The 20,599-nt window shown below is 42.0% G+C and carries 14 protein-coding genes; 6 read left to right on the forward strand and 8 right to left on the reverse strand.

What is annotated here, in order from left to right; genetic code table 11:
- Positions 1 to 261: 261 nt before the first annotated feature.
- Together MLE17_RS00170 and MLE17_RS00175 are read left to right on the forward strand one after the other, a co-directional pair.
- Entirely contained in the window at positions 262 to 540 is a 279-nt protein-coding gene (locus tag MLE17_RS00170; protein ID WP_243345372.1) for a DUF1294 domain-containing protein, read from the forward strand.
- Between the two features lie 149 nt (positions 541 to 689).
- On the forward strand, positions 690 to 3,440 hold the full coding sequence (locus MLE17_RS00175) for a phosphoenolpyruvate carboxylase (protein WP_243345373.1): 2,751 nt from the start codon (positions 690 to 692) through the stop codon (positions 3,438 to 3,440).
- An 84-nt stretch (positions 3,441 to 3,524) separates the two neighbouring features.
- Here the strand turns inward: MLE17_RS00175 and MLE17_RS00180 are convergent, their stop codons facing one another.
- From MLE17_RS00180 to MLE17_RS00195, 4 genes are all read right to left on the reverse strand, one after another.
- Positions 3,525 to 3,920, reverse strand: a complete 396-nt coding sequence (locus MLE17_RS00180; protein ID WP_243345374.1) for a HEPN domain-containing protein — start codon at positions 3,918 to 3,920, stop codon at positions 3,525 to 3,527.
- On the reverse strand, positions 3,917 to 4,237 hold the full coding sequence (locus tag MLE17_RS00185; RefSeq protein ID WP_243345375.1) for a nucleotidyltransferase domain-containing protein: 321 nt from the start codon (positions 4,235 to 4,237) through the stop codon (positions 3,917 to 3,919). Before MLE17_RS00185 ends, MLE17_RS00180 begins: the two co-directional genes overlap by 4 nt.
- Before the next feature lie 164 nt (positions 4,238 to 4,401).
- Positions 4,402 to 4,821, reverse strand: a complete 420-nt coding sequence (locus tag MLE17_RS00190; protein ID WP_243345376.1) for a DUF4375 domain-containing protein — start codon at positions 4,819 to 4,821, stop codon at positions 4,402 to 4,404.
- Positions 4,822 to 4,934: 113 nt separating this feature from the next.
- Positions 4,935 to 5,672 (reverse strand): DUF6261 family protein, encoded by a 738-nt coding sequence (locus MLE17_RS00195; protein ID WP_243345377.1) that lies wholly within the window; start codon positions 5,670 to 5,672, stop codon positions 4,935 to 4,937.
- 576 nt (positions 5,673 to 6,248) lie between these two features.
- On the opposite strand from MLE17_RS00195, the gene MLE17_RS00200 reads away from it, so the two are divergent.
- The gene (locus MLE17_RS00200) at positions 6,249 to 7,457 is read left to right on the forward strand and encodes a hypothetical protein (protein ID WP_243345378.1); all 1,209 of its coding nucleotides are present in this window, start codon (positions 6,249 to 6,251) and stop codon (positions 7,455 to 7,457) included.
- A 34-nt stretch (positions 7,458 to 7,491) separates the two neighbouring features.
- Here the strand turns inward: MLE17_RS00200 and MLE17_RS00205 are convergent, their stop codons facing one another.
- On the reverse strand, positions 7,492 to 7,674 hold the full coding sequence (locus tag MLE17_RS00205) for a hypothetical protein (RefSeq protein WP_243345379.1): 183 nt from the start codon (positions 7,672 to 7,674) through the stop codon (positions 7,492 to 7,494).
- Between the two features lie 430 nt (positions 7,675 to 8,104).
- Here MLE17_RS00205 and MLE17_RS00210 point away from each other — a divergent pair, with 430 nt between their 5' ends.
- A complete protein-coding gene (locus MLE17_RS00210; RefSeq protein ID WP_243345380.1) occupies positions 8,105 to 9,604 on the forward strand; it encodes a PQQ-like beta-propeller repeat protein in 1,500 nt (499 codons plus the stop codon).
- A gap of 96 nt (positions 9,605 to 9,700) precedes the next feature.
- On the opposite strand, the gene MLE17_RS00215 is transcribed toward MLE17_RS00210, so the two are convergent.
- Positions 9,701 to 10,639 carry a tRNA dihydrouridine synthase gene (locus MLE17_RS00215; RefSeq protein WP_243345381.1) on the reverse strand — a complete coding sequence of 313 codons (939 nt, stop codon included), beginning with the start codon at positions 10,637 to 10,639 and terminating at the stop codon, positions 9,701 to 9,703.
- 204 nt (positions 10,640 to 10,843) lie between these two features.
- Between MLE17_RS00215 and MLE17_RS00220 the strand changes: the two genes are divergently transcribed.
- Complete coding sequence (locus tag MLE17_RS00220) at positions 10,844 to 14,776, forward strand: Pls/PosA family non-ribosomal peptide synthetase (RefSeq protein WP_243345382.1); 3,933 nt, start codon at positions 10,844 to 10,846, stop codon at positions 14,774 to 14,776.
- A gap of 47 nt (positions 14,777 to 14,823) precedes the next feature.
- On the opposite strand, the gene MLE17_RS00225 is transcribed toward MLE17_RS00220, so the two are convergent.
- Positions 14,824 to 16,605 carry an ATP-binding protein gene (locus tag MLE17_RS00225; protein WP_243345383.1) on the reverse strand — a complete coding sequence of 594 codons (1,782 nt, stop codon included), beginning with the start codon at positions 16,603 to 16,605 and terminating at the stop codon, positions 14,824 to 14,826.
- Positions 16,606 to 16,637: 32 nt separating this feature from the next.
- Positions 16,638 to 17,333, reverse strand: coding sequence for a response regulator transcription factor (locus tag MLE17_RS00230; protein WP_243345384.1), 696 nt, complete (start codon positions 17,331 to 17,333; stop codon positions 16,638 to 16,640).
- A 147-nt stretch (positions 17,334 to 17,480) separates the two neighbouring features.
- On the opposite strand from MLE17_RS00230, the gene MLE17_RS00235 reads away from it, so the two are divergent.
- Positions 17,481 to 20,363 carry a PD-(D/E)XK nuclease family protein gene (locus MLE17_RS00235; RefSeq protein ID WP_243345385.1) on the forward strand — a complete coding sequence of 961 codons (2,883 nt, stop codon included), beginning with the start codon at positions 17,481 to 17,483 and terminating at the stop codon, positions 20,361 to 20,363.
- Positions 20,364 to 20,599 lie beyond the last annotated feature (236 nt).

A 20,599-nucleotide genomic window follows, 5' to 3' on the forward strand; every position in this document is an offset into this window, starting at 1 on the left:
AATCAAGGCAAAACTCAGAACAATACCATTCGCGTTCTCCTTTTGATTTGATTTTCAACATTTGCCTTTTGACATGAACTTCACTGTATCAGAAATATTCAATAAATACAAATATAGGGTCACTGCTCTCCTGTGTGAGTTATGGCATTATTTGAAGTAAATTGATAATACACCAGTATTTTTTCATCGGAGCAAATGGAAGGGATCAAACCAGGTCTGAATTTCGTAATTTTGCACTGAAAATCGACTTAAAGCGAAATTATGATCCACCAACCAGTTATCTACTATCTAATCTTTATCAATATTGCAAGCGGAATCATTTTCAGTCATGACAAAAGGGCTGCCATAAAAGGATACCGGAGGGTACCGGAACAAACTTTGCATCTTCTGGAACTGTCGGGCGGGGTATTCCTGATTTGGGCATTGATGTACTCATTGCGACACAAAAACAGGAAATTCAGCTATTATGCCATTACTTACCTGATTTTTGCCGGCTGGATCATTTTTATTTTGTTTAAACTGCCATTATTGCCCTTTTAAAGGGTTATAGAATTAATATTTCGACACACAATACGTTTTAAGGCGCGATACTTTCCCGTTTTACTCCATTTTCCCTATTTTTGGTCTGGAAAAAATTTTCACACGACAATACATCACTTTTTTCCGAAAAAAGGATTGACTATTTATTTATGAAAGAACCATTATCTGACAAAATTCAACTCAAAAGAGAGATTGAAGGCGACAGCCTGCAAAAAATCAGGGAAGACCTCCATGCTCTGATTTCATACTTCGAGCAGGTACTCGTCGATTTGAAAGAGGGAGAGGTTGCGAAGATTCTACATCTGCTGGAAGAGTCTCAGCAAGAGAATCTCGATTCTACCTCTGACATACCCGACGAGAAACTGGTACAGGCATTAAGTATCCTCTTCCAGCTGATGAATCTGGTGGAAGAAAACTCTTCCGTACAAAATCGAAGAAAAATTGAAAACCGCGTTGGAGCCGATGCTATCCGCGGTTCCTGGGGGGAGACTTTCGAAAAATGGAAAAAGCAGGGCATAAGTGAAGACCAGATTGCGGCATTATTGCCTACCCTGCGCGTCATGCCGGTGCTCACAGCCCACCCGACCGAAGCTAAACGCATCTCTATCCTCGAACTTCACCGCGAACTTTACCTCTTGCTCGTTCGTAAGGAAAATATCATCTGGACGATGATGGAAAAAGATACCATCGATGACAGCATCAAGGCTATTCTGGAGCGTTGGTGGCGAAGTGGAGAAGTGTATCTGGAAAAACCGACCATCAGTTCGGAACGTAACAACGTGATGCACTACTTCAGCAAAGTATTTCCCGAAGCGCTCAAGATCAGTGATAAGAGATTGAAATTCACCTGGAAGTCTTATGGTTTCAATCCGAAGAAACTCATTCTTCCCGAACATTATCCGGTTATAGACTTTGGCAGCTGGGTAGGCGGCGACCGCGACGGACACCCTTATGTGACGGCTGAAGTTACAAAGACCACGTTGATGGAGCACCGCCGGGAGGCTCTGCAACTGATTAAGAAACAATTGCTCGATTTGGCGGCTCACTTCAGCTTTTCGGAAGCGAAAAACTACGTGCCGCCTATTCTTGAAATGACCATCGAAGAGCTGGAACAATATTTCGGCGATGCAGGCAAGAAAGCGATTGCCCGGAACCCCCGCGAACCGTGGCGTCAGTTTATCAACCTGATGTTGCTGAAACTTGAACATACCATCAACGGCGACGGACATGCCGACTGGATGTATTACCGCACCGCTGCCGACCTGCAAAAGGATTTACGCCTGATGCGCATCACGCTGACTGAAATAGGCGGCGCGCATGTGGTGGAAGAGTGGCTCTTCCCGCTCGAACGCCAGGTGCAATGTTTCGGATTCCATCTTGCTAAATTAGACATTCGCCAGAATAGCGACTTTCACAATAAGGCATTGGAACAAATGCTGAAAAAAGCGGCCTTCCCTGACGCTAATTTTACCGAATGGGATGAAGAGAAGAAAGTCGCTTTTATCTCGGAGGAGCTGAAAAGCAACCGCCCGTTTGTGGTAAAGGGCGAACCGCTCGAAAATGAAGCCGAACAGGTGCTTGCATGCTTCCGCGTGCTCAAAGATCATATTGATCTCTACGGACATGAAGGAATCGGCTCGCTGATCGTGAGTATGACGCGCGGTCTCAGCGACCTGCTCATCGTATATCTCTTCATGCGTGAGGTGGGTATGCTCAATGTGCCATTGCAGGTGGTACCGTTATTTGAAACCATCGAGGATCTGAAAGAGTCTGAGCGAATTCTCGACGCTTTCCTCTCCCACCCGATGACACTGAAATACAAAAAGCAAATGGCACCAATGCAGGAGGTTATGCTCGGCTACAGTGACAGTAATAAAGACGGAGGAATCCTCGCCAGCCGCTGGAATATTTTCGAGGCGGAGAAGAACCTGACCCACATGGCCGAGAAACACGGCATTCAGTTGCGCTTCTTCCACGGTATCGGAGGAACGATCAGCCGCGGGGGAGGTAAATACCACCGCTTCCTGGAGAGTATGCCACCGGAAAGCGTGAGCGGCGAGCTCAAACTGACCGTTCAGGGAGAAGCCATCGCGCAACAATTCGCCAACCTGCTGAATGCCACCTTCAATCTGGAGATGCTGCTTTCGGGAACAGCATTGCAAGCGGGAGAAAAACGCTTTAAAAACGCCGAACCGGAGTTTCCGCTCAAAGCGTTCGAGCAATTGGCTGAGATTTCACTCACGCATTACCAGAAGCTGATTAATCATCCGCATTTCCTCAAGTTCTTTAGCGAAGCAACCCCGATTGACGTACTGGAACAGAGTAAAATCGGTTCGCGTCCGGCTCGTCGTACCGGAAAACGCAGTCTGGCCGACCTGCGCGCTATTCCATGGGTATTCAGCTGGAACCAATCGCGTTTCAAACTGACCGCATGGTATGGGGTGGGCACTGGATTGAAGTTGTTGCAGGAGCAGCACCCCGAGCTCTTCAACCAGTTGAAGGAGTTTGCACAGAAATGGGCGTTCCTGCACTATACCCTTATCCAGGTGGAGACAAACCTGCTCAATTCCGATCCCGAAATCATGCAGGAGTACGCTACCCTGGTCACTGACGAAGAGGTTCGCAACGAACTGATGGAGATGATTCTTTCCGAATACAAGGAAAGTACCCGTCAGGTGGGCGATTTGCTCGGTGGGAATACCGAATCACGCCGTACCAGCCTGCTTGAAAACGCCAATCGTCGCAAAAAGGCGCTCGACACCCTGCATCAACTACAAATCAGCAAACTCAAAGAGTGGCGTGCCATAAAAGGCACTTCTCCCGAGAAGTCGGAATACCTGCTTACCCTGCTTTTGGTGATTACCACCGCTATTTCTGGTGGATTAAAAAGCACTGGGTGATAACCTCTAAAATACAAAAGCCGAATCATTCAATTTTTGCGAATGATTCGGCTTTTATTTTGACAACAAAGACACCTTATACATTTATTGGTTGAGTAATCCTTCTACCGCCTCAATAAACTTTCGGGATAATGGCAGTAATCTTAATACGACTTCTTCATCATAGTCAAAGAAATCATTGTAATCACTTTTATGCCTTTTTTCAAACAGATCAGCGTAATGCTTAGCCAATGATTTTTCAATCATTCCGGTTTTTACAAACAATTGACCAAATTTCTGACGTGTACCTGAATGACTTGTTGTTTCGATTCCGTTTCTAACCAATAAAGCGCCTACTGCATAAAAACAGGCATAATACATTCGGTTGATTGATGTATTCCAAAACTCGTTTTCAATCAATACATCAACTTCCGCCAATGTTTCTTTAGCTTTACTGATCCGATATTGAGCATATTCCTCCGGGCTATATTCTTCATTCATAACAAGCCCCCTTCTTTCATGACATTGTGATAAAATGGGGTAACGCTGTATTTAGTAAACCATTCTTTCTCAGAATATATCATCGGACTGATTACTTCTCCGGTTTCAAACTCCAGGTCATAGAGAGGATCAGTGATTTCATGTTCCACCTCTGAGGTTATCTTATCTCGATTCAACAATATGAGAATATCCCAGTCCGAATCCTCTCGTGCCGTCCCCCTGGCTCTTGAGCCATAAAGATAAATCTTGGCCGTTGCATCCTTTTCCAGAATCAACCGTTTTATCTCCTGCAATAATTCTTTATTGTATTCTCCCATAACCGTAGTGTTTTACTTGCTCTGAATTACAAATATAATACCTTTTCGGAGTTTCTCTTTTTGCAAGCAGTTATAAACTGCTCTTGTTTGGAGTTCAGGTTTTGAAAACTTGAACCAGAATGGATCTTCTATTCTTGCGATAAAAAGGGTATTAAGACAGTACTTCACGCCAAAGTTGTCAATATATGTTCAACAAGTCTTTTTTCTAATGCCTCTTCCCTATCATAAAATATATTATCGAATTCACTCAACAAAACATCAAATTCCTCTACTGAAAATGTTTCAATAATATCATTTCTTTCATCAATATCAGCTGGTACAATTCCTTTTGGAAAATAATTATTTATCCTTTTTAGTAACGTAGATAAATCTGGAAAACCGAGTGACTCTAAATCTTCTATAGTCTCTGCATTATATGTTGCTCCATTATTATAGTAATGACTAATTATTCCACCATTATCCACATCACCGATTAAGGCTTCAATTGTAAACCAGACCCTCTCGTCTTTTGATAATGCGTTAAAATCTGAAACTGCTTTATCAACTAATTGTTTCCATTGTTCTTGAAAATCCAAAAGCTCCATAAATATAGATTATAAATTCAGAAGGTTATTATATTATCTAACTCACAATAAATGATATACAAACTCAAAATCCGGAGCACAACCACTGTCGCACTCCGGATTCATTTCTCTTTTTAATTATCTCCCGCAGCATCACTACTCGCATCTCCCTTTTTCCCTTCCAACGCATGATACTTCTTGCGAAGCTCATCCATTTTATTGAAAAGAGCAGTGAGGGTGTCGCTTGACGTAAAGTGATGAGCCTGCTCGATAGCGGTACAGAATTGCGAATAGGCGGCAATAGCAGCCGGTTTTACATCACTGGCAGAGGTATCGTGTGCAGCATAATCAGCAGTACGAGTGTGGTAAACGTCATTCAGTTCGTTGTTTTTCGTCTCCAGATTTGCGAACTGGGCGCTGACACCGAGCGTGGTTGCGGCAGCAACAAGCTCCGGAGTTCTTTTGTATTTATCTACCATTTCGGAGATTGAGCCAGTCTCAATGTTGATCGGCTGGGAAGCTACTCCTTTGTAGGGAGTCAGGAAAAGGTGGAGCGTGGAGGCGGCAGACTTTTTCGTTGCATCCGCACTGCGGATATAGGTCCGGACGATGCCTTTGATTTCACCCAATTCGCCATCGCGGGATTTATCCAATCCTTTGATCAGGGATGAAAGTGCGCTTTTCTGCGCCTGGTTCATACTAAGGCCGAGGGCCTGTTGGTTGGTTTCGAGCAGGGAAAGGGCTGCCGCAGCTATCGGCCCTATTACTGCTGAAACCGGTTTTGCAAGTTCGATCGTCGATTTATTCAACGAATAGATTCCTTCAATCGTCAGGTTGTTGACATGAAGCGGTGAAAATGATACAAATTCCATGATAATTCAATTTTTATGGTTCAACAATTAGTTGTTAGTAAATATCATTTCAGAAATAGCAATCATTTGATAATCTTTCAAGCCTCTACAGAATGTAGAAGTTTGAACGGATAGGCAATCAAGGTGCTACATTTTGTAGAAGGTTGATTGAGTATCCAATCGGACTTCTACAAAATGTAGAGACCTGATTAGGTATTTATTCTTGAATCTACATTTTGTAGAAGGTTGAACGAAAACTCTTCCGACCATCTACAAAATGTAGGAAGTTGAACAGGATGTCATTCCGGGTTCTACAAATTGTAGAGGCTTGAATCGGATACTTTTTTGATTTCTACATTTTGTAGAAACTGTTTTTAGATCTCATTACCTCAAATTATCCGTTAAAACAGTTTGTCATTTATGGCATTTTCCAAAAGTAAAAATTTATTTTTGCAAAACAAGAGGAATAACACAAACTTATTGGAATTATTTCACCTAATATAAAATCAAAGGCAATATGTTAGACCTTACTATGGCAACACATTAAATCATTTATACCAAGACATTTATTTACCACAAATTAAAGACGCAAGTATTATGAGAAAAAAGAAAAAACCACAAACGCCTCCACGTCAAGGAGATTACAAACGTTTTTTGAATGATATTCAGGTCTTGATGAACACATTAAAGCTCGATTATAATATATCAAAGATGTCAACTGAAACGAAGCGGTTGTTGTATCATTTTAAAATGCACATTAAATCCCATAAAGCCAGAAATGAGCATATTAGTCCGAAAGAATTGGACCTGATCAACCAAAAAGCGCAACGATATTATCGGGAACGCATCATGGATTTTGACCAATTTAAGTTGTCCAATTATCAGATTCAACTCTTGTATTGTTTTCTCACGGTAAGAGCAAAAGAGATTGAGAAAGAGACAGGAACGAAGTATGATCCGATCGGAATGGCAGTTAAAGAGCAAGCCGAAAATATTTCAACTTCATTCTTAACCAAGTACCTGCTCGATAATTTTAAAATCGTAACCCAACTCTGTCGTCCGGACCACAAATATTATGGAATCGATTTTTACATCGCTCCCTTTTATAAGGAAGAGCGCAAATTAGAATTCAACAATGATCTATATGGATTTCCGGCTCAAAAAAATGTGTTTGATGTAAAAGGGCATAAACGTCCGGCCTATCGACTGGCCAAACCGGTTAGCAAAAAAATAATCGAATGGATATCTGTGGAAAGTAATCTTCTGGGTGATTTTTATAAAGGAGAACACAACGAGCTGAAGGTATTCATCCAGGCACATGCTTTAAAACGCTTATCTGAGCGACTCGATCTACTAGATCAGGAAGCGCTCAATTATGCACTCTGGGAAAATACGCATACTATCCAAAACTTTGAAATCTACAGGAACTATATTCTTATCCCATTTAAAGTCTATGAAATTAAGATTGGGTATCTGGCAGTAAATATTGTTGATGATAAACTTCTTATCAGCACATTCTTATTTATTACCCATAGCTATACCCCTGAAGGAGACCGCCTGACGAAAATTACAGGTTTAGGCAAACAAGATATCAGCTATTGGCACATTGATCGGTTGAGCACCTTTGTCCATTTGCAGGAAGAGAAATACCCCGGTTTGAATCAATTGTTTAATAAAGCAGGATTAGGAGAATTGAAGCAATTAAGAAGCAAAGAATTTAATGTGGATTCGATGCAAACATTCAATCTGGATGGTTTGATGGAACACATCAATAAATCAAAGACGTTCAAACAGAATACTTTCTAAGAGACTTCCCGGGGCGATGCCCCGGGAATAAGAATTACCGGAATGACAATCTCTTGTCCTGATGGATGCGTTCAATCAAATCCGTAATTGGAGAAATCGAATGAGTGTGTTTCTTAAACTCACGTTTCAGCTCAATCATTCTGATACGGATAGCGATTGCATCCTCAATAGCAGAGGCATTCTGAAGTTGTTGTTTCAGGTCTTCGAGGGTTTTCATAATATGGAAATTAAAAGGGTTATATGTCTGTTTAGGTCATGTTCAGAATAAAACCGTTCTCAATGGATTATCCCTGGTACAAAGCTAACTCAAGATCGAAAAAATCATTTTCACCGGATCAGCAAATGCTTTTTCATCAGTAACATGATTTGCCGGAGGATTACATAAAGTTATTCAGCCGTTACATCCGGCAAATACCGGGACTTTTTCGAGTACCTAAGAATCTGATTCCGAGATAAAATTAGTGTCACAGGTGGCGAATTGTATCATTCAAAAGGCTGAAAAGGTTCTCATTTTACAAATTGGGACAACTTATCAGAAACCGGCTGTTTCACTCAAAGTCTCATTTTATAAATTGATACTTTAAGAACCCGAAAGACAAAACCATTCATCTAAATACAAACGAATTAACTAACAGATAAAAGACAAAATGAAGAAATTACTGATTGGCTTATTACTAATAGCTACGACGCCCATGCTTAGGGCGCAGGAAGAACAGCCCGATTTTCAATCCGAAGAAATTGTGGCAGGTAGAAACCTGATTACCGGAGAAAGCATCAAGGGAACAAAGTATATATTCCAGAAAAATATTTCTGATTACGATATTGACAGCACCGCCAACCTGATGACAATAAAAATCAGCAAAGGCTGGATATCATCAGTTGGCTATGACAGTAAATTTATGGTTTACGATACACGGAAAAAGACAATCATCTGGACTAAAAAGTACAATTCTATGAACGATGATATCGTTCCTAATAATGGTACAATAATTTATTGGAAGAAAAACAAAGCGCATAAACTCGATCTGGAAACCGGAGAGGAAAAATTGGAATTAAAATACAGGCTGTATCTATCCGATTTCAAGAACAACGTTGGATTAGGCTATCCGAGCCAGGCGCTTAGCTGGCTCCTCCCAGTTAATCCGACACCTGATCTTAAAGGCATTAACCTCAATACAGGTGAAAAAATATGGGAAAGAAATTTGCCCCGCTATTATGGATGGTATAATATCCGTTTTGATTCCGACTCAACCCTTTTTATAGTATCGGAAGGACTCCATTATATCAATATTTTGAACGGAAAAGGTTGGGATATAACCGATCCGAGCACAGCAACTTATAATGCCCACAACATAAATTCGCCGGTGTTTATTGATTCTCTTCAATATTACTGGGCATCCCGCGACAAGCTATGGTGTTTCAACAAAAAGGGAGAAATCCAATGGTCATCTCCGCTCAATCCTGATCTGACAAGTTCTTCTTTCATTTACAAAAAGGATTCGGCCATTTTACTTATCAATTGTGGAGTGGTACGCGGAATGTATAATTATTCCATCCCTTATGGAAAACCTTATATAGCTAAGATTTCTACCAATGGTAATCAGGAGAATTTCATATTACTGAGCAAAAAGAAAGAACCGTTGGAAGGATTCATCTTTGATAAAGACACTCTGTTGGTCTGTTTTCCAAAGAAACTGATCAAATACAACCTGAAGGATTTTTCAGTCATCAGGGAAAAGGAATTTAAATTCAAATCAGATGAAAAGTTTGAAATGTTCATCGGCTCCCGGGTGTACAAACAAAAAGCCGATCAATCGTTTGTCAGCCTGACTGTATCGGATAGCACCAACCTTTATCTGCTCAATAAAGGAGACAACATCGTAGCCTACGATTATGACTTCAATCAGGTTTCCTCTCAAAAACGGAGTGATTTTTTCATTCTGGTTTACCAGGACAAAAACTATCGAATCATAAAAAACAATGACAAGAGCATCGTCATTGATAAGGAAGGGAAAAGTATCGCTGAAATAAATCTGGGTAAGATCGTTCAAATATTCAACAACGCCCTCTATCAGGTAGATAAAAATATATTGTCAGTTGTGGATCTGAATGCTATCTTAAATGACAAAAAGACTGAGAAAAAATAGTAGCTCCCTGTTATAGAAAAATTAAAGCTCATGGACAACCCTTCCCTGGTTAACCATGAGCTTTTAAATTTACCTATCCGACTATAGCGGGTTATATCAGTCCCAGATAATCTCCCGTGCCACGACTTCCAGTTGATCAATACGCTTACATTTCTTTATTGCCTTGTATTTCTTCTCCATTCCGGGAAAGTTCTGAATAAAATAAGCCCAATGCTCTGTCATTTTCAGAATAGTCTGCATCTCCCCTCCTGTATAAGAAGAGGCATATTCCCCCAGAAGCTCCTGATGAAACACAGCAAAACGGTCACGGTCAAACGGCTTTTGTGAAACAATCATTTCTGCCAGAAAAGGATTGATCGCCACTCCTCTCCCCAACATCCAGGTATTTATCGTCGGGAAACGTTGCTGCATCACTGAGAAATCTTCCACATTTACGATATCGCCATTATAGACCAACGGCGCTTTCACTTGCGCGAGACATTGCTCAAAAGCATCCAGATTGACCTCTCCCTTGTACATCTGCTTTCCGATACGCGGATGAATAATCACTTCATGCAGCGGATATCTGTTCAATACCGGAATGATCTTCTCCACATCGGCCTGCTCCTCCATACCCAAACGCATTTTTACCGAAAAAGCAATATTGAGTTTGGAAAAGATTGCCTCCAGGATGCCATCAATCATCTCCGGGAACGGCAAAATGCCTGCGCCCATTTTTTTTGTTGCCAACATAGGATACGGGCATCCCATATTGAGGTTTATTTCATTAAATCCCATCTCGTGAATACGTTGGCAAAGGGAAACCAGCAATTCCGGATTATTTCCCATTACTTGCGGAATGGTATTAACCGGACTGCCGATGCTTTCCTTAATCTCCCGAAAATCACGGGCTTCATACTGATCCAACCCGTGAGTCTTGACAAATGGAGTAAAGTACTTATCAAAACCGGTGGTTTGTCGGGATAATATTTTACGGAAATGGTAATTAAAGAGGCCCTGTATGGGCGCGAGATAGATCTGTTGAGTCTGATTCATGGTACAAAGATAACGATTCATCATTTTAAGAACGACAGTATATCGAGATCAATCATTTTAAGCCAATCTTAAGGCAAAAATCACTAAACTTTGCTCCTCAATTATTATCTAATTACCAATAACTTCTCTAACTTCACGGAAGTTTATCTGAAAAACCAGCTTTGTACCGACTAAACCAACCATAAAACACAAATACCTTTTATTATGAAGGAGTTAGATTCAATCCTGCAGGAACAACCTGCAACTGAGACTTCCGAGCAGCATCTTTTCCTGGATGAATTATTCGAGTTAACAGCAGAGAAATATGCTAATTCAACTGCTATCGAAGAAGGCCAAACACGTATAAGTTATGATGAAGCCGATCAAAAAGCCAATCGCCTTGCCAATTACCTACAATCCATCGGTATAAAACCCGAAGAAAAAGTGGCGATTCTGCTTCCCCGCTGCGCTCAGGTTTATATTGCCATGCTGGCCGTATTGAAAGCCGGAGGTGCTTATATCCCCCTTGATCCCGAGATTCCGGGCGAACGGGTGAATTTTATCATGCAGGATTCCGGCGCTAAACTTTTGATTACGGCTGATGAGATACTGAAACGAATCGCGATTCAGCTGGAAGAATTTCCGGTTTTTAATATTGACCGGCAATCCACAGAGTTGGAAAAATATCCGGCAACCAAACCTGTTGTAGATAACCGTTCATCCGCGGACCTTTGTTATATCATTTACACGTCCGGAACCAGCGGACAGCCCAAAGGCGTTTTGCTTGAACACAGGAATGTGATGAATTACATCCGGGGCGCACAGCAAATCTACCCGATAGATCATACACACAGAGTTTTGCAGGGATTTTCCGTCTCCTTCGATGCTTCGGTGGAGGAAATATGGGTGCCTTTTTCCATCGGAGCCACAATCATTGTCGGCACATTCGACATTATGCGTTCGGGAGACCGCTTTGCCTCTATTCTGAATCAACTGAATATAACCTTCTTGTCCTGTGCTCCAACTTTGCTTTCTATGGTAAAAGAGGATATTCCGGTGCTGAAAATTCTTATTTTCGGAGGCGAGGTTTGTTCGTCTGATATTGCCCACCGCTGGTGCAAACCGGAACGAAAGGTTTATAATACCTACGGACCTACCGAAGCGGCTGTCATTGCTACATATTCAATTTTGAATCCGGATGAAACCGTAACCATCGGTCGGGCATTGCCTGATTATGAAGTCCTGATTGTGGATGAAGCATTGATGCCAATTAAAAACGATGCAGAAGGTGAAATCCTGATTGGCGGGGAAAGCATTGCCCGTGGTTATCTCAATCGCGAAGAACTGACTACTCATAAGTTTATCACAACAGACCGATACAACGGAAAGCCCACGCGCTATTACCGCACCGGTGACCTTGCGAAATATGCACCCAACGGTGAAATCATCTTTGTAGGACGTGCAGATGCTCAGGTAAAAGTTCGCGGTTTCAGGGTGGAACTGGCAGAGATAGAAGGACTTTTAGTTAAATGTGACGGAATAATGGCAGCTGCTGTCGCGCTTGATGAAAAAACGCAACAACTTGCAGCATTCGTTGTAAAGCAAGATAGTGTTGAGATCGACCGTGAAGGCATCGCCAATCTGTTGCGATTGAAACTGCCCTATTACATGGTTCCGTCCACTCTCGATATGATTGATGAGTTACCAATGACTACCAGTCAAAAGATTGACCGTAAACGTCTGCCAACACCCAAAACGCCACTGGGCTATTCTGCAAAAAAAGAGATCATTTCACCTAAGATGGATCTGGAAAAAGCATTGGTTGCTGTCATTGCCCGAAACATCAACCGGGACGATATTTCCATGGACGACAGCTTTTTTGAGGATCTGGGCGGACATTCGCTTCTGGCGGCTATTGTTGTTTCTGAGCTACGCGAAAATCCGATGTTTAAGAATATGTCGGTGGTGGATGTCTATAAATTCCCGATACTGTCAGACCTGGCAAATGAACTGGAAACCAAACAGCCCAAAACAAAGACACAAAAAGAAAGAGACATCCACACACCTTCACGGCGAAGTTACTATACCTGTTCGTTCTTTCAGGCTGTGTCGATGTTCTTTATCCTGCTGCTCTTCGGGATGGAGTGGTTAGGGCCGTTCTTTGTTTACTCTTACTATTATCAGGCTGAAACCGGTCTGCTTTATTCACTCGGAATGATGTTGCTGATGTATTTTACCCTGATGCCGGTACTTTCCATCTTTGCCATTCTATTTAAATGGATGGTTATCGGTCGCATCAAACCGGGAAAATACAAACTGTGGGGCAGCTACTATTTCCGTTTCTGGATCGTCGATAAAATCATTAATGTTTGTCCGGTAAATTACTTCACCGGTACTCCGCTCATGAATGTTTTCCTGCGCCTGTTAGGTGCAAAAGTGGGCAAAAACGGCTACATCAACACCTCTGCCATTTCCGCATTTGACCTGTTGAAAATTGGGGATAACGTCAGTATTTGTACCGATACACACCTCCGTGGATACAATATTGCGGACGGCTACCTGCATATCGGTTCAATTCAACTGGAAGATGACTGCTTTGTCGGAACCCGATGCTGTCTGGCACATAATACAAAGATGGAACGAAACTCTTCGCTCGGAGATTTATCACTGATTCCCGAAGGCAGTACAATTCCTCAGAATGAAAGCTGGGTAGGCTCACCTGCCGCTAAAACAGGCATTAACCCGAAACAGAGTAGCCGAAATTTATGGTCCGCCCGAAACTTTGTATTATTTACACTTAGCATCTTCATTATCCCATTGATTACTATGGTAGCTTATTTCCCGGGGATGATGCTGATTACCCACCTGGATTATGCATCCGAAAACTACCATTTCCTTTGGTTAACCATCGGGGTCGGCGTTTCATTCGTTGTGCTTCTGACGGTCATTATTACAATCTTAAAATGGTTGATGCTAGGTAATATTAAAGAAGGCAGATATCCGGTCGATTCGCTGTTCTATTACAAGAAATGGTTCTTTGACCAGTTAATGAAACTAAGTCTTCAGGTAATCGGAACGCTTTATACTACACTTTACCTTCAGATTTGGTTCCGTATGCTTGGTGTCAAAATGGGTAAACGGGTTGAGATTTCTACGGTTGAGTTTATTTCTCCCGATTTGCTGGTAACCGGTGATGAATGTTTTCTGGCAGACTCGGTTTCCGTGGGTGCATCACACGTGCGAAACGGATATATTACCATTGCCAAAGCACATATTGGCAATCGTACTTTTGTTGGGAATAGTGCTGTCATCAGCCCCGGAACACAGTTAGGTGACGATGTTTTGGTTGGGGTTTTATCCAAAGTCAATGACGAAAACCTTCCGGCTAAGGATGGAACCTCCTGGTTTGGCTCTCCGGCGGTTTATTTGCCAAAACGGGATATAAACAGAGACTTCTCCGCCAAACAAACCTATAAACCAACCCGAAGCCTGTTCGTACAACGTTATGCCATCGAATTCTTCCGGGTTACACTGCCGGCAACCCTTTTTATCACCTGTGCCGCCCTGATTACAAACGTCGTATCTTATCTTCAGGTGGAGAAAGAGCTTTGGGAATTGTTTCTGGTGTTCCCATTCTTATATTTCGGAGCAGCATTATTGGGAACCATCATCACGGCCTTCCTGAAATGGATTATTATCGGTGAATATAAGCCATCGAAAAAACCGCTATGGAGCAACTATGTATGGCGCAGCGAGTTGATTACCGGTATTTATGAAAACTTCCTGGTCTTATTTTTCCTGAATATGCTTACCGGAACGCCTTTTATCAAATATCCTTTGCGAATGCTGGGGTGTAAAATCGGAAAGAAAGTGTGCATGTACACTACACAAATCACAGAATTTGACCTGATTAAAATGGGGGATTATGCTACCGTCAATGATAACTGCACACTACAAACCCACCTTTTTGAAGACAGGGTAATGAAAATGTCGTACGTTGATATTGGAAAAAGTTGTAGTATCGGCGGTATGTCGGTGGTGCTTTATGACTCAAAAATGGAAGACCAATCGGTACTGGAACCGCTTTCTGTACTGATGAAAAGCGAAACGCTTCCGGGGAACTCGGTTTTCGTCGGTGCTCCGGCTAAAAACGTATAATTAAAAAGACGGACTCAGATCGGAATAATCTGAGCCCGTCTTTTTTCTCAGGCAAGCTTCTTTTTTAGCTTAAACATAAATTCCAAACCTCCTTCCGGCCGGTTCTTGGCCGAAATCTCGCCTTTGTGGAAAAGGACTGCATTTTTCACAATAGCAAGTCCTAAGCCAGTCCCTCCTATTTTCCTTGAACGGCCTTTATCGACACGATAAAAACGTTCAAACAAACGATTCAAATGCTCTTCTGCAACCCCGGTGCCGGTATCGGCAAAGCTGAAATAGTAATATTCGGCATCCTGACGGTAGCAACTGATGGTAATCTTTACATTTTCACCGGCATAGGTACTGGCATTATCAAACAGATTACGGAAAATAGAATAAACCAGCGATGAATTTCCTTCAATGAAAATCTTTTCGGGCCAGTTTTTAAACTCTACACTGATATTCTTCTTGTCCAGCTCGAGCTGAATCTCATTATGAATATCATGTACTATTCTGGAAACCTCCACATGTTCTATATCAAACAGGGTATTTGCTTCGTCCATCCGGTTCAGCATCGAAATATCGCTCAACAAATAGCTTAATCGTTTACTCTGCGCATAACAGCGTTCCAGAAATAGCTGACGTTTGGCAGGGTCAAGGTCAGGCATCGAAAGAATCGTCTCCATGTACCCCTGAATACTACTCACAGGCGTTTTCAACTCATGGGAAATATTCTGTGTCAGCTGTCGTTTCAGACGGTTCTCCTCCTCCTGCTGAGTATTGTTGAATATCGAGATTTCAAAGGTTTTATCTTCAAAAATCACACAGTCAATCTCAAAAGATTTACCACCTTTCATGATTTTCACCTTTTTAGAAACCACCTCTTCCCTTTTTTGACGAAGTGAAAGGCTTGCATCCAGGAAATCGCAGATAGGTGTAAATTCTTTTAATTGAAAAACCTGCTCGGCATTTTCCAGCGGGAAATCTGAAATCAGGTTAATGTGCTGAATAAAAAGGCTGTTGGTGAGAATTTCTTTTTTCTCTTTGGAAAAAATAGCCAATCCCTCACGCGAAAAGCGAAAATGCATAAACAGTTTCTCCCTTTCGATTGAAAGAGCCGTTTTGGTTCGGACAAGACGATGATATATCTTGACCAGTTTCTCCGATATTTCTCCAATATCATCATTCGAAAAAGAAAACATATTCTCCCGCAACTCGTTTTTCTCTGCACTCACTGCAAAGTCACGCAAATGAGATATATTCTTGCCAAGCACATGGGAAAATCGAAACAACGTCAATACCATTAGCAGGAACAGAATTACCAGAAAATAAATAAATTGGTTATCCGGTCGTAGCAACTGAACTGTTTGGGTATTATACGGAAGAGCTGTCCGAATGTAAAGATTGCCGTATTTCTGGGCAGAATAAAAGAAGTCACGATCAACAGACTCGGAATAACGAATGGCATAACCATATCCTTTTTGCCGGGCAGCAATGATTTCCGGGCGGTTAAGGTGGTTGCTCATATTGAAAAAATCATGTCTTTCCGAGTCGAAAAGCACCTTACCTTTTAAATCAATGACGGTAATTCGTATTTCTGAAAGGTCTATAAACCGATGGATTTCATTAAACGCCGCATTACTGATTCCATTCTTTTGTATCTCATACATTATGAGCGTATTGTATTTGGTCAACGTAGTACTCAGCATCTGTTCACGGAAATATTTTTCACGCTGGTACTGAAATACCGATACAATAATCACAAATAGAAAAAAGAGAGAAAAGATGGTAATAAACAACCGTTTATGAAACGGCACGCGCATGGAATTCTTCTTAAAGAATGGTTTCATTTGCCAGTATTAATTGTAGTCAAAAAAGCAACTTAGACTTCGAAACAATAACCAAAACCCAGTCGGGTAACGATATTTTTACCGTATTGTCCGATTTTCTTGCGGAGGCGCGTTATGTTCACGTCAATAGTGCGATCCAGTACAAAGACTTCATCGGTCCAGACTTTTGACAAAATCTCTTCGCGCGAAAAGACCCGTCCCTGTTGCCCCAGTAAAAGTTTCAGGATTTCAAACTCTTTTTTGGTCAGAGAAACCTCTTCACCATCCACGGTCGTCTTCTTCTGACTGATATTCATGACCAGGTTGTCATACTGAACGATTTCCTCTTTGGATTTATCGTTGCCTTTCTCCTTTGAACTTCCCCGTCTGACCACCGCCTTTACACGTGCCACCACTTCCCGTATAGAGAATGGTTTTGAGATATAATCATCGGCACCGATATTGAAGCCGGTGAGCATATCGTTTTCAGCATCCCTTGCCGTCAGGAATATAATGGGAATGGAAGCAGTTTTCTCTTCTTTTTTGAGCATATTTGCCAGCTTAAATCCGGAGATTTCGCCCATCATCACATCCAGTAATAACAACTGGTATTCGGGAAGATTAAGCTTCAGCGCCTCTTCCGCAGAATTGGCAGTATCAACTACATAGCCCTCATTTTCGAGGTTAAACTTCAGAATCTCACACAAATCCTCTTCGTCATCTACGACAAGTATCCTGTTAATATCCATAACTGTAAATATGATTAAGATTATATTGCAAAGCTATTGAAAGTCATGCCGAATGCTGTTTCTATACAATGAAATAAATATTACAAACCTGCTACAAAGCCAGAATCTGAGCAAATATTCATAAATTGCAGCCTCAAAACTGCGCACATGAAACCATTCTTATATAAAGTAGCTGAGGCGAACCTCGAATATTACAAAGATACGATTAGCGAGCAAATATTTGTATTTCCCAACCGACGTGCCGGAATCTTTTTCCAGAAATACCTGGCTATGCTGTCGGAAAAGCCGATGTTTTCACCCCAAATTACAACCGTCAACGATCTCTTTCGTTCATTTACCTCTTTTAGGGTCTGTGACCGTATCAACCTGCTGTTTAAGCTATACCATCTCTACATCTCCATTTCCAAAAGCAGTGAAACATTCGATGAATTTGCCTTTTGGGGAGAGATGATTCTCAATGACTTTGATGATGTGGATAAATATGTGGTAAATGCCCGCCAGCTTTTTTCCAACATCCGTGATTTAAAGGAAATCGATAACGGACTGGATGGATTAACGGAAGAGCAAATTGCCGCAATCAAGGAGTTTTGGTACAATTTCCGCCCCGAGAAGCAAGGTAAAACCAAAGATGACTTCCTGTCAACCTGGGAGATTCTTTACCCGCTTTACCAGGCATTCCGCGAAGAACTGGAAACTGAAAACAACGTTTACGAAGGAATGATTTTCCGGGAAGTGGCAGAACGTATCATTCATAAGGAAGCATTGGACTTACCTAAAGGAAAAATCATATTCGTAGGGTTAAATGCACTTTCCCGCACTGAGGAAATCCTGCTTGAATATTTGCAAAAAGAAGAAGCAGCCGACTTCTACTGGGACATTGAGTCTCCTCAAGTGGTGGATGAAGACAACCGTTCTTCGCTGTTCATCAACCGATACAGCCGTCAGTTTCCCTCATTGCTTACCATTACCAAAGATAAAGAGACTACGACTCCAAACATTGAGCTGATTGGTATTCCATCAGCCACCGGACTGGCCAAACAGGTCTATGAAATCGTGGAAAAGTGGATAAAAGATGGCCATATTGCCGACACGGAAAAGGCAATAAATACGGCCATCGTCCTACCCGACGAACAGTTGTTGCTACCCACGCTCTACGCCATTCCGGAAAGTATTTCCACCATCAATGTCACGATGGGCTATCCCCTCGCCTCCTCTCCGATTGCCGGACTGATGGAGCACCTGTTTGCCATGCAGGAAAACTGGCGAATGGTGCGGAAGCAACCGGCTTTCTACTACCGTTTCTTGCTGCCGGTATTGAACCACCGCTATATTACCAATCTTGCTCCTGAGGCCTGCGAAAAGATTTACCAAAACATACTGTCATTCAACCGGATATTTATCGAAACCTCTGACTTTGAGAAGAATCCTCTTTTGTCAAAAATATTCAAACCGGTTAAGTCGGGAGATGATATTGCCGCTTACCTGATGGAAGTATTGGAACAAATACAAAAGCACTACAAAGCACAATACGATGAGAATGAGGAGGACGAAAGCGAAAAGATGACTATGTCCAACCTGGAGCGGGAGTTTATCTATCATTACTACATCACGGTCAGTCGAATGCGCGAAGTGATGGCCGAGACTGATGTACAAATGTCATCCGATACTTTCTTCCGTTTACTGCGCCAGATGGTGACTGGGGTAAGTATTCCGTTTCAGGGAGAACCTCTTTCGGGGCTTCAAGTGATGGGGGTATTGGAAACACGCGCCCTGGACTTCGAAAACATCATTATTCTTTCGATGAATGAAGGCGTTTTTCCGTTGAGGGGAGCCACAAACTCCTTCATACCCTACAATTTGCGGGTCGGTTTCGGCCTGACCACGTTTGAGCATCAGGACAGCGTTTATGCCTATCACTTCTACCGGATGATTTACCGGGCAAAGAACATTTCACTGCTTTATGATACCCGAAGTGAAGGCATGCAGACCGGAGAAGTCAGTCGCTATCTGCATCAGATGAAATATCATTACCGGATGCCTATAGCAGAAAAGCTTATTACCTACGATATTTCCCTACACCAGAATCGCCCCATTGCCATAGAAAAGAACGAGCGTATCCAGCAACAACTGCAACGTTTTCTCGAAAGTGGCGACCGCGCATTATCTGCCAGTGCGATAAACACTTACCTCGATTGTCCGCTGAAATTCTATTTTCAGGAAATCGAAAAAATCAGCGAAGAGGAAGAGGTCTCTGAAGAGCTGGAAGCCAATCAGTTCGGAAGCATGTTTCACCGCATCATGGAGAACATCTACGAGCCGATGAAAAATCGGGTACTTCAGGCGGAAACGTTGGAAGGCATTCAGAAAAATCATGTTTTACTGGATAAAGAGGTAGAAAATGCGTTTATGGAGTTTGTCTTCAAGACTGACAAACCGCAAGAGCTGACCGGCAATAACTTCCTGATTGGTGCAGTTTTAAAACGTTATGTGCAACAAGTACTTGAAGTCGACCGCAAGCTTACTCCTTTTACCTACCGCGCTTCCGAAGAACGCATCGAAGATATTATTTCGACCGATTCGGACCTGACTGTGAAGTTAAAAGGCTCTATTGACCGCGTGGATGAAGTCAATGAAATTACCCGCATCATCGACTACAAAACCGGAGCCGGAGTCTCCACATTCAATGAACTGAGCGATCTGTTTAACAGCGAACAAAAGAAGCGTCCCAAAGCAGTCATGCAGGTATTCCTCTACGCCTGGCTATACAAGCGCAAGTACAAAACGGCTGATATTTCGCCCGGAATCTACTATCTGCGGGAGATTTTCGGTGATTTTGACCCGATTGTCGCTGTTTCGGCAATAAAAGGAAAAAAAGAAAAAGTGGAAGACTTCAACATATTATATGCCGACTTTGAGCAGGGATTAAAGAATTGTTTGGATGAAATATTCAATTTGGATAAAAAGTTCGTCCAGACGGGAATTGAAGAGCATTGTACGTATTGTTCATTCAAAGAGATTTGCAGAAAATAACAATAGCTTATTTCAGACCAAGGATTTACACAAAACAGCTTATTCCACATTTTGGATATCATTTTGTCAGTCAAACGATTCCAAACGCCAGAATTACTATCAAAAAGACAGAATTCAAGCAAAAAGCCATTTTTTTCGTACCAATTAATTATAAAAATGAGGATTTAGGTCTGTTTTATCACAAAAATCGCTATTTTTGCACGGAATTGAAAAAGCGGCTTCAGTCATGAACGTCC

This window comes from Parabacteroides sp. FAFU027 (assembly GCF_022808675.1).
Classification (GTDB): Bacteria; Bacteroidota; Bacteroidia; order Bacteroidales; family UBA7332; genus CAXXIC01.

Coding starts and splice junctions, on each gene's coding strand:
- MLE17_RS00170 (WP_243345372.1), top strand. CDS start 262: ATGATCCACCAACCAGTTATCTACTATCTAATCTTTATCAATATTGCA.
- MLE17_RS00175 (WP_243345373.1), top strand. CDS start 690: ATGAAAGAACCATTATCTGACAAAATTCAACTCAAAAGAGAGATTGAA.
- MLE17_RS00180 (WP_243345374.1), bottom strand. CDS start 3,920: ATGAATGAAGAATATAGCCCGGAGGAATATGCTCAATATCGGATCAGT.
- MLE17_RS00185 (WP_243345375.1), bottom strand. CDS start 4,237: ATGGGAGAATACAATAAAGAATTATTGCAGGAGATAAAACGGTTGATT.
- MLE17_RS00190 (WP_243345376.1), bottom strand. CDS start 4,821: ATGGAGCTTTTGGATTTTCAAGAACAATGGAAACAATTAGTTGATAAA.
- MLE17_RS00195 (WP_243345377.1), bottom strand. CDS start 5,672: ATGGAATTTGTATCATTTTCACCGCTTCATGTCAACAACCTGACGATT.
- MLE17_RS00200 (WP_243345378.1), top strand. CDS start 6,249: ATGAGAAAAAAGAAAAAACCACAAACGCCTCCACGTCAAGGAGATTAC.
- MLE17_RS00205 (WP_243345379.1), bottom strand. CDS start 7,674: ATGAAAACCCTCGAAGACCTGAAACAACAACTTCAGAATGCCTCTGCT.
- MLE17_RS00210 (WP_243345380.1), top strand. CDS start 8,105: ATGAAGAAATTACTGATTGGCTTATTACTAATAGCTACGACGCCCATG.
- MLE17_RS00215 (WP_243345381.1), bottom strand. CDS start 10,639: ATGAATCAGACTCAACAGATCTATCTCGCGCCCATACAGGGCCTCTTT.
- MLE17_RS00220 (WP_243345382.1), top strand. CDS start 10,844: ATGAAGGAGTTAGATTCAATCCTGCAGGAACAACCTGCAACTGAGACT.
- MLE17_RS00225 (WP_243345383.1), bottom strand. CDS start 16,605: ATGAAACCATTCTTTAAGAAGAATTCCATGCGCGTGCCGTTTCATAAA.
- MLE17_RS00230 (WP_243345384.1), bottom strand. CDS start 17,333: ATGGATATTAACAGGATACTTGTCGTAGATGACGAAGAGGATTTGTGT.
- MLE17_RS00235 (WP_243345385.1), top strand. CDS start 17,481: ATGAAACCATTCTTATATAAAGTAGCTGAGGCGAACCTCGAATATTAC.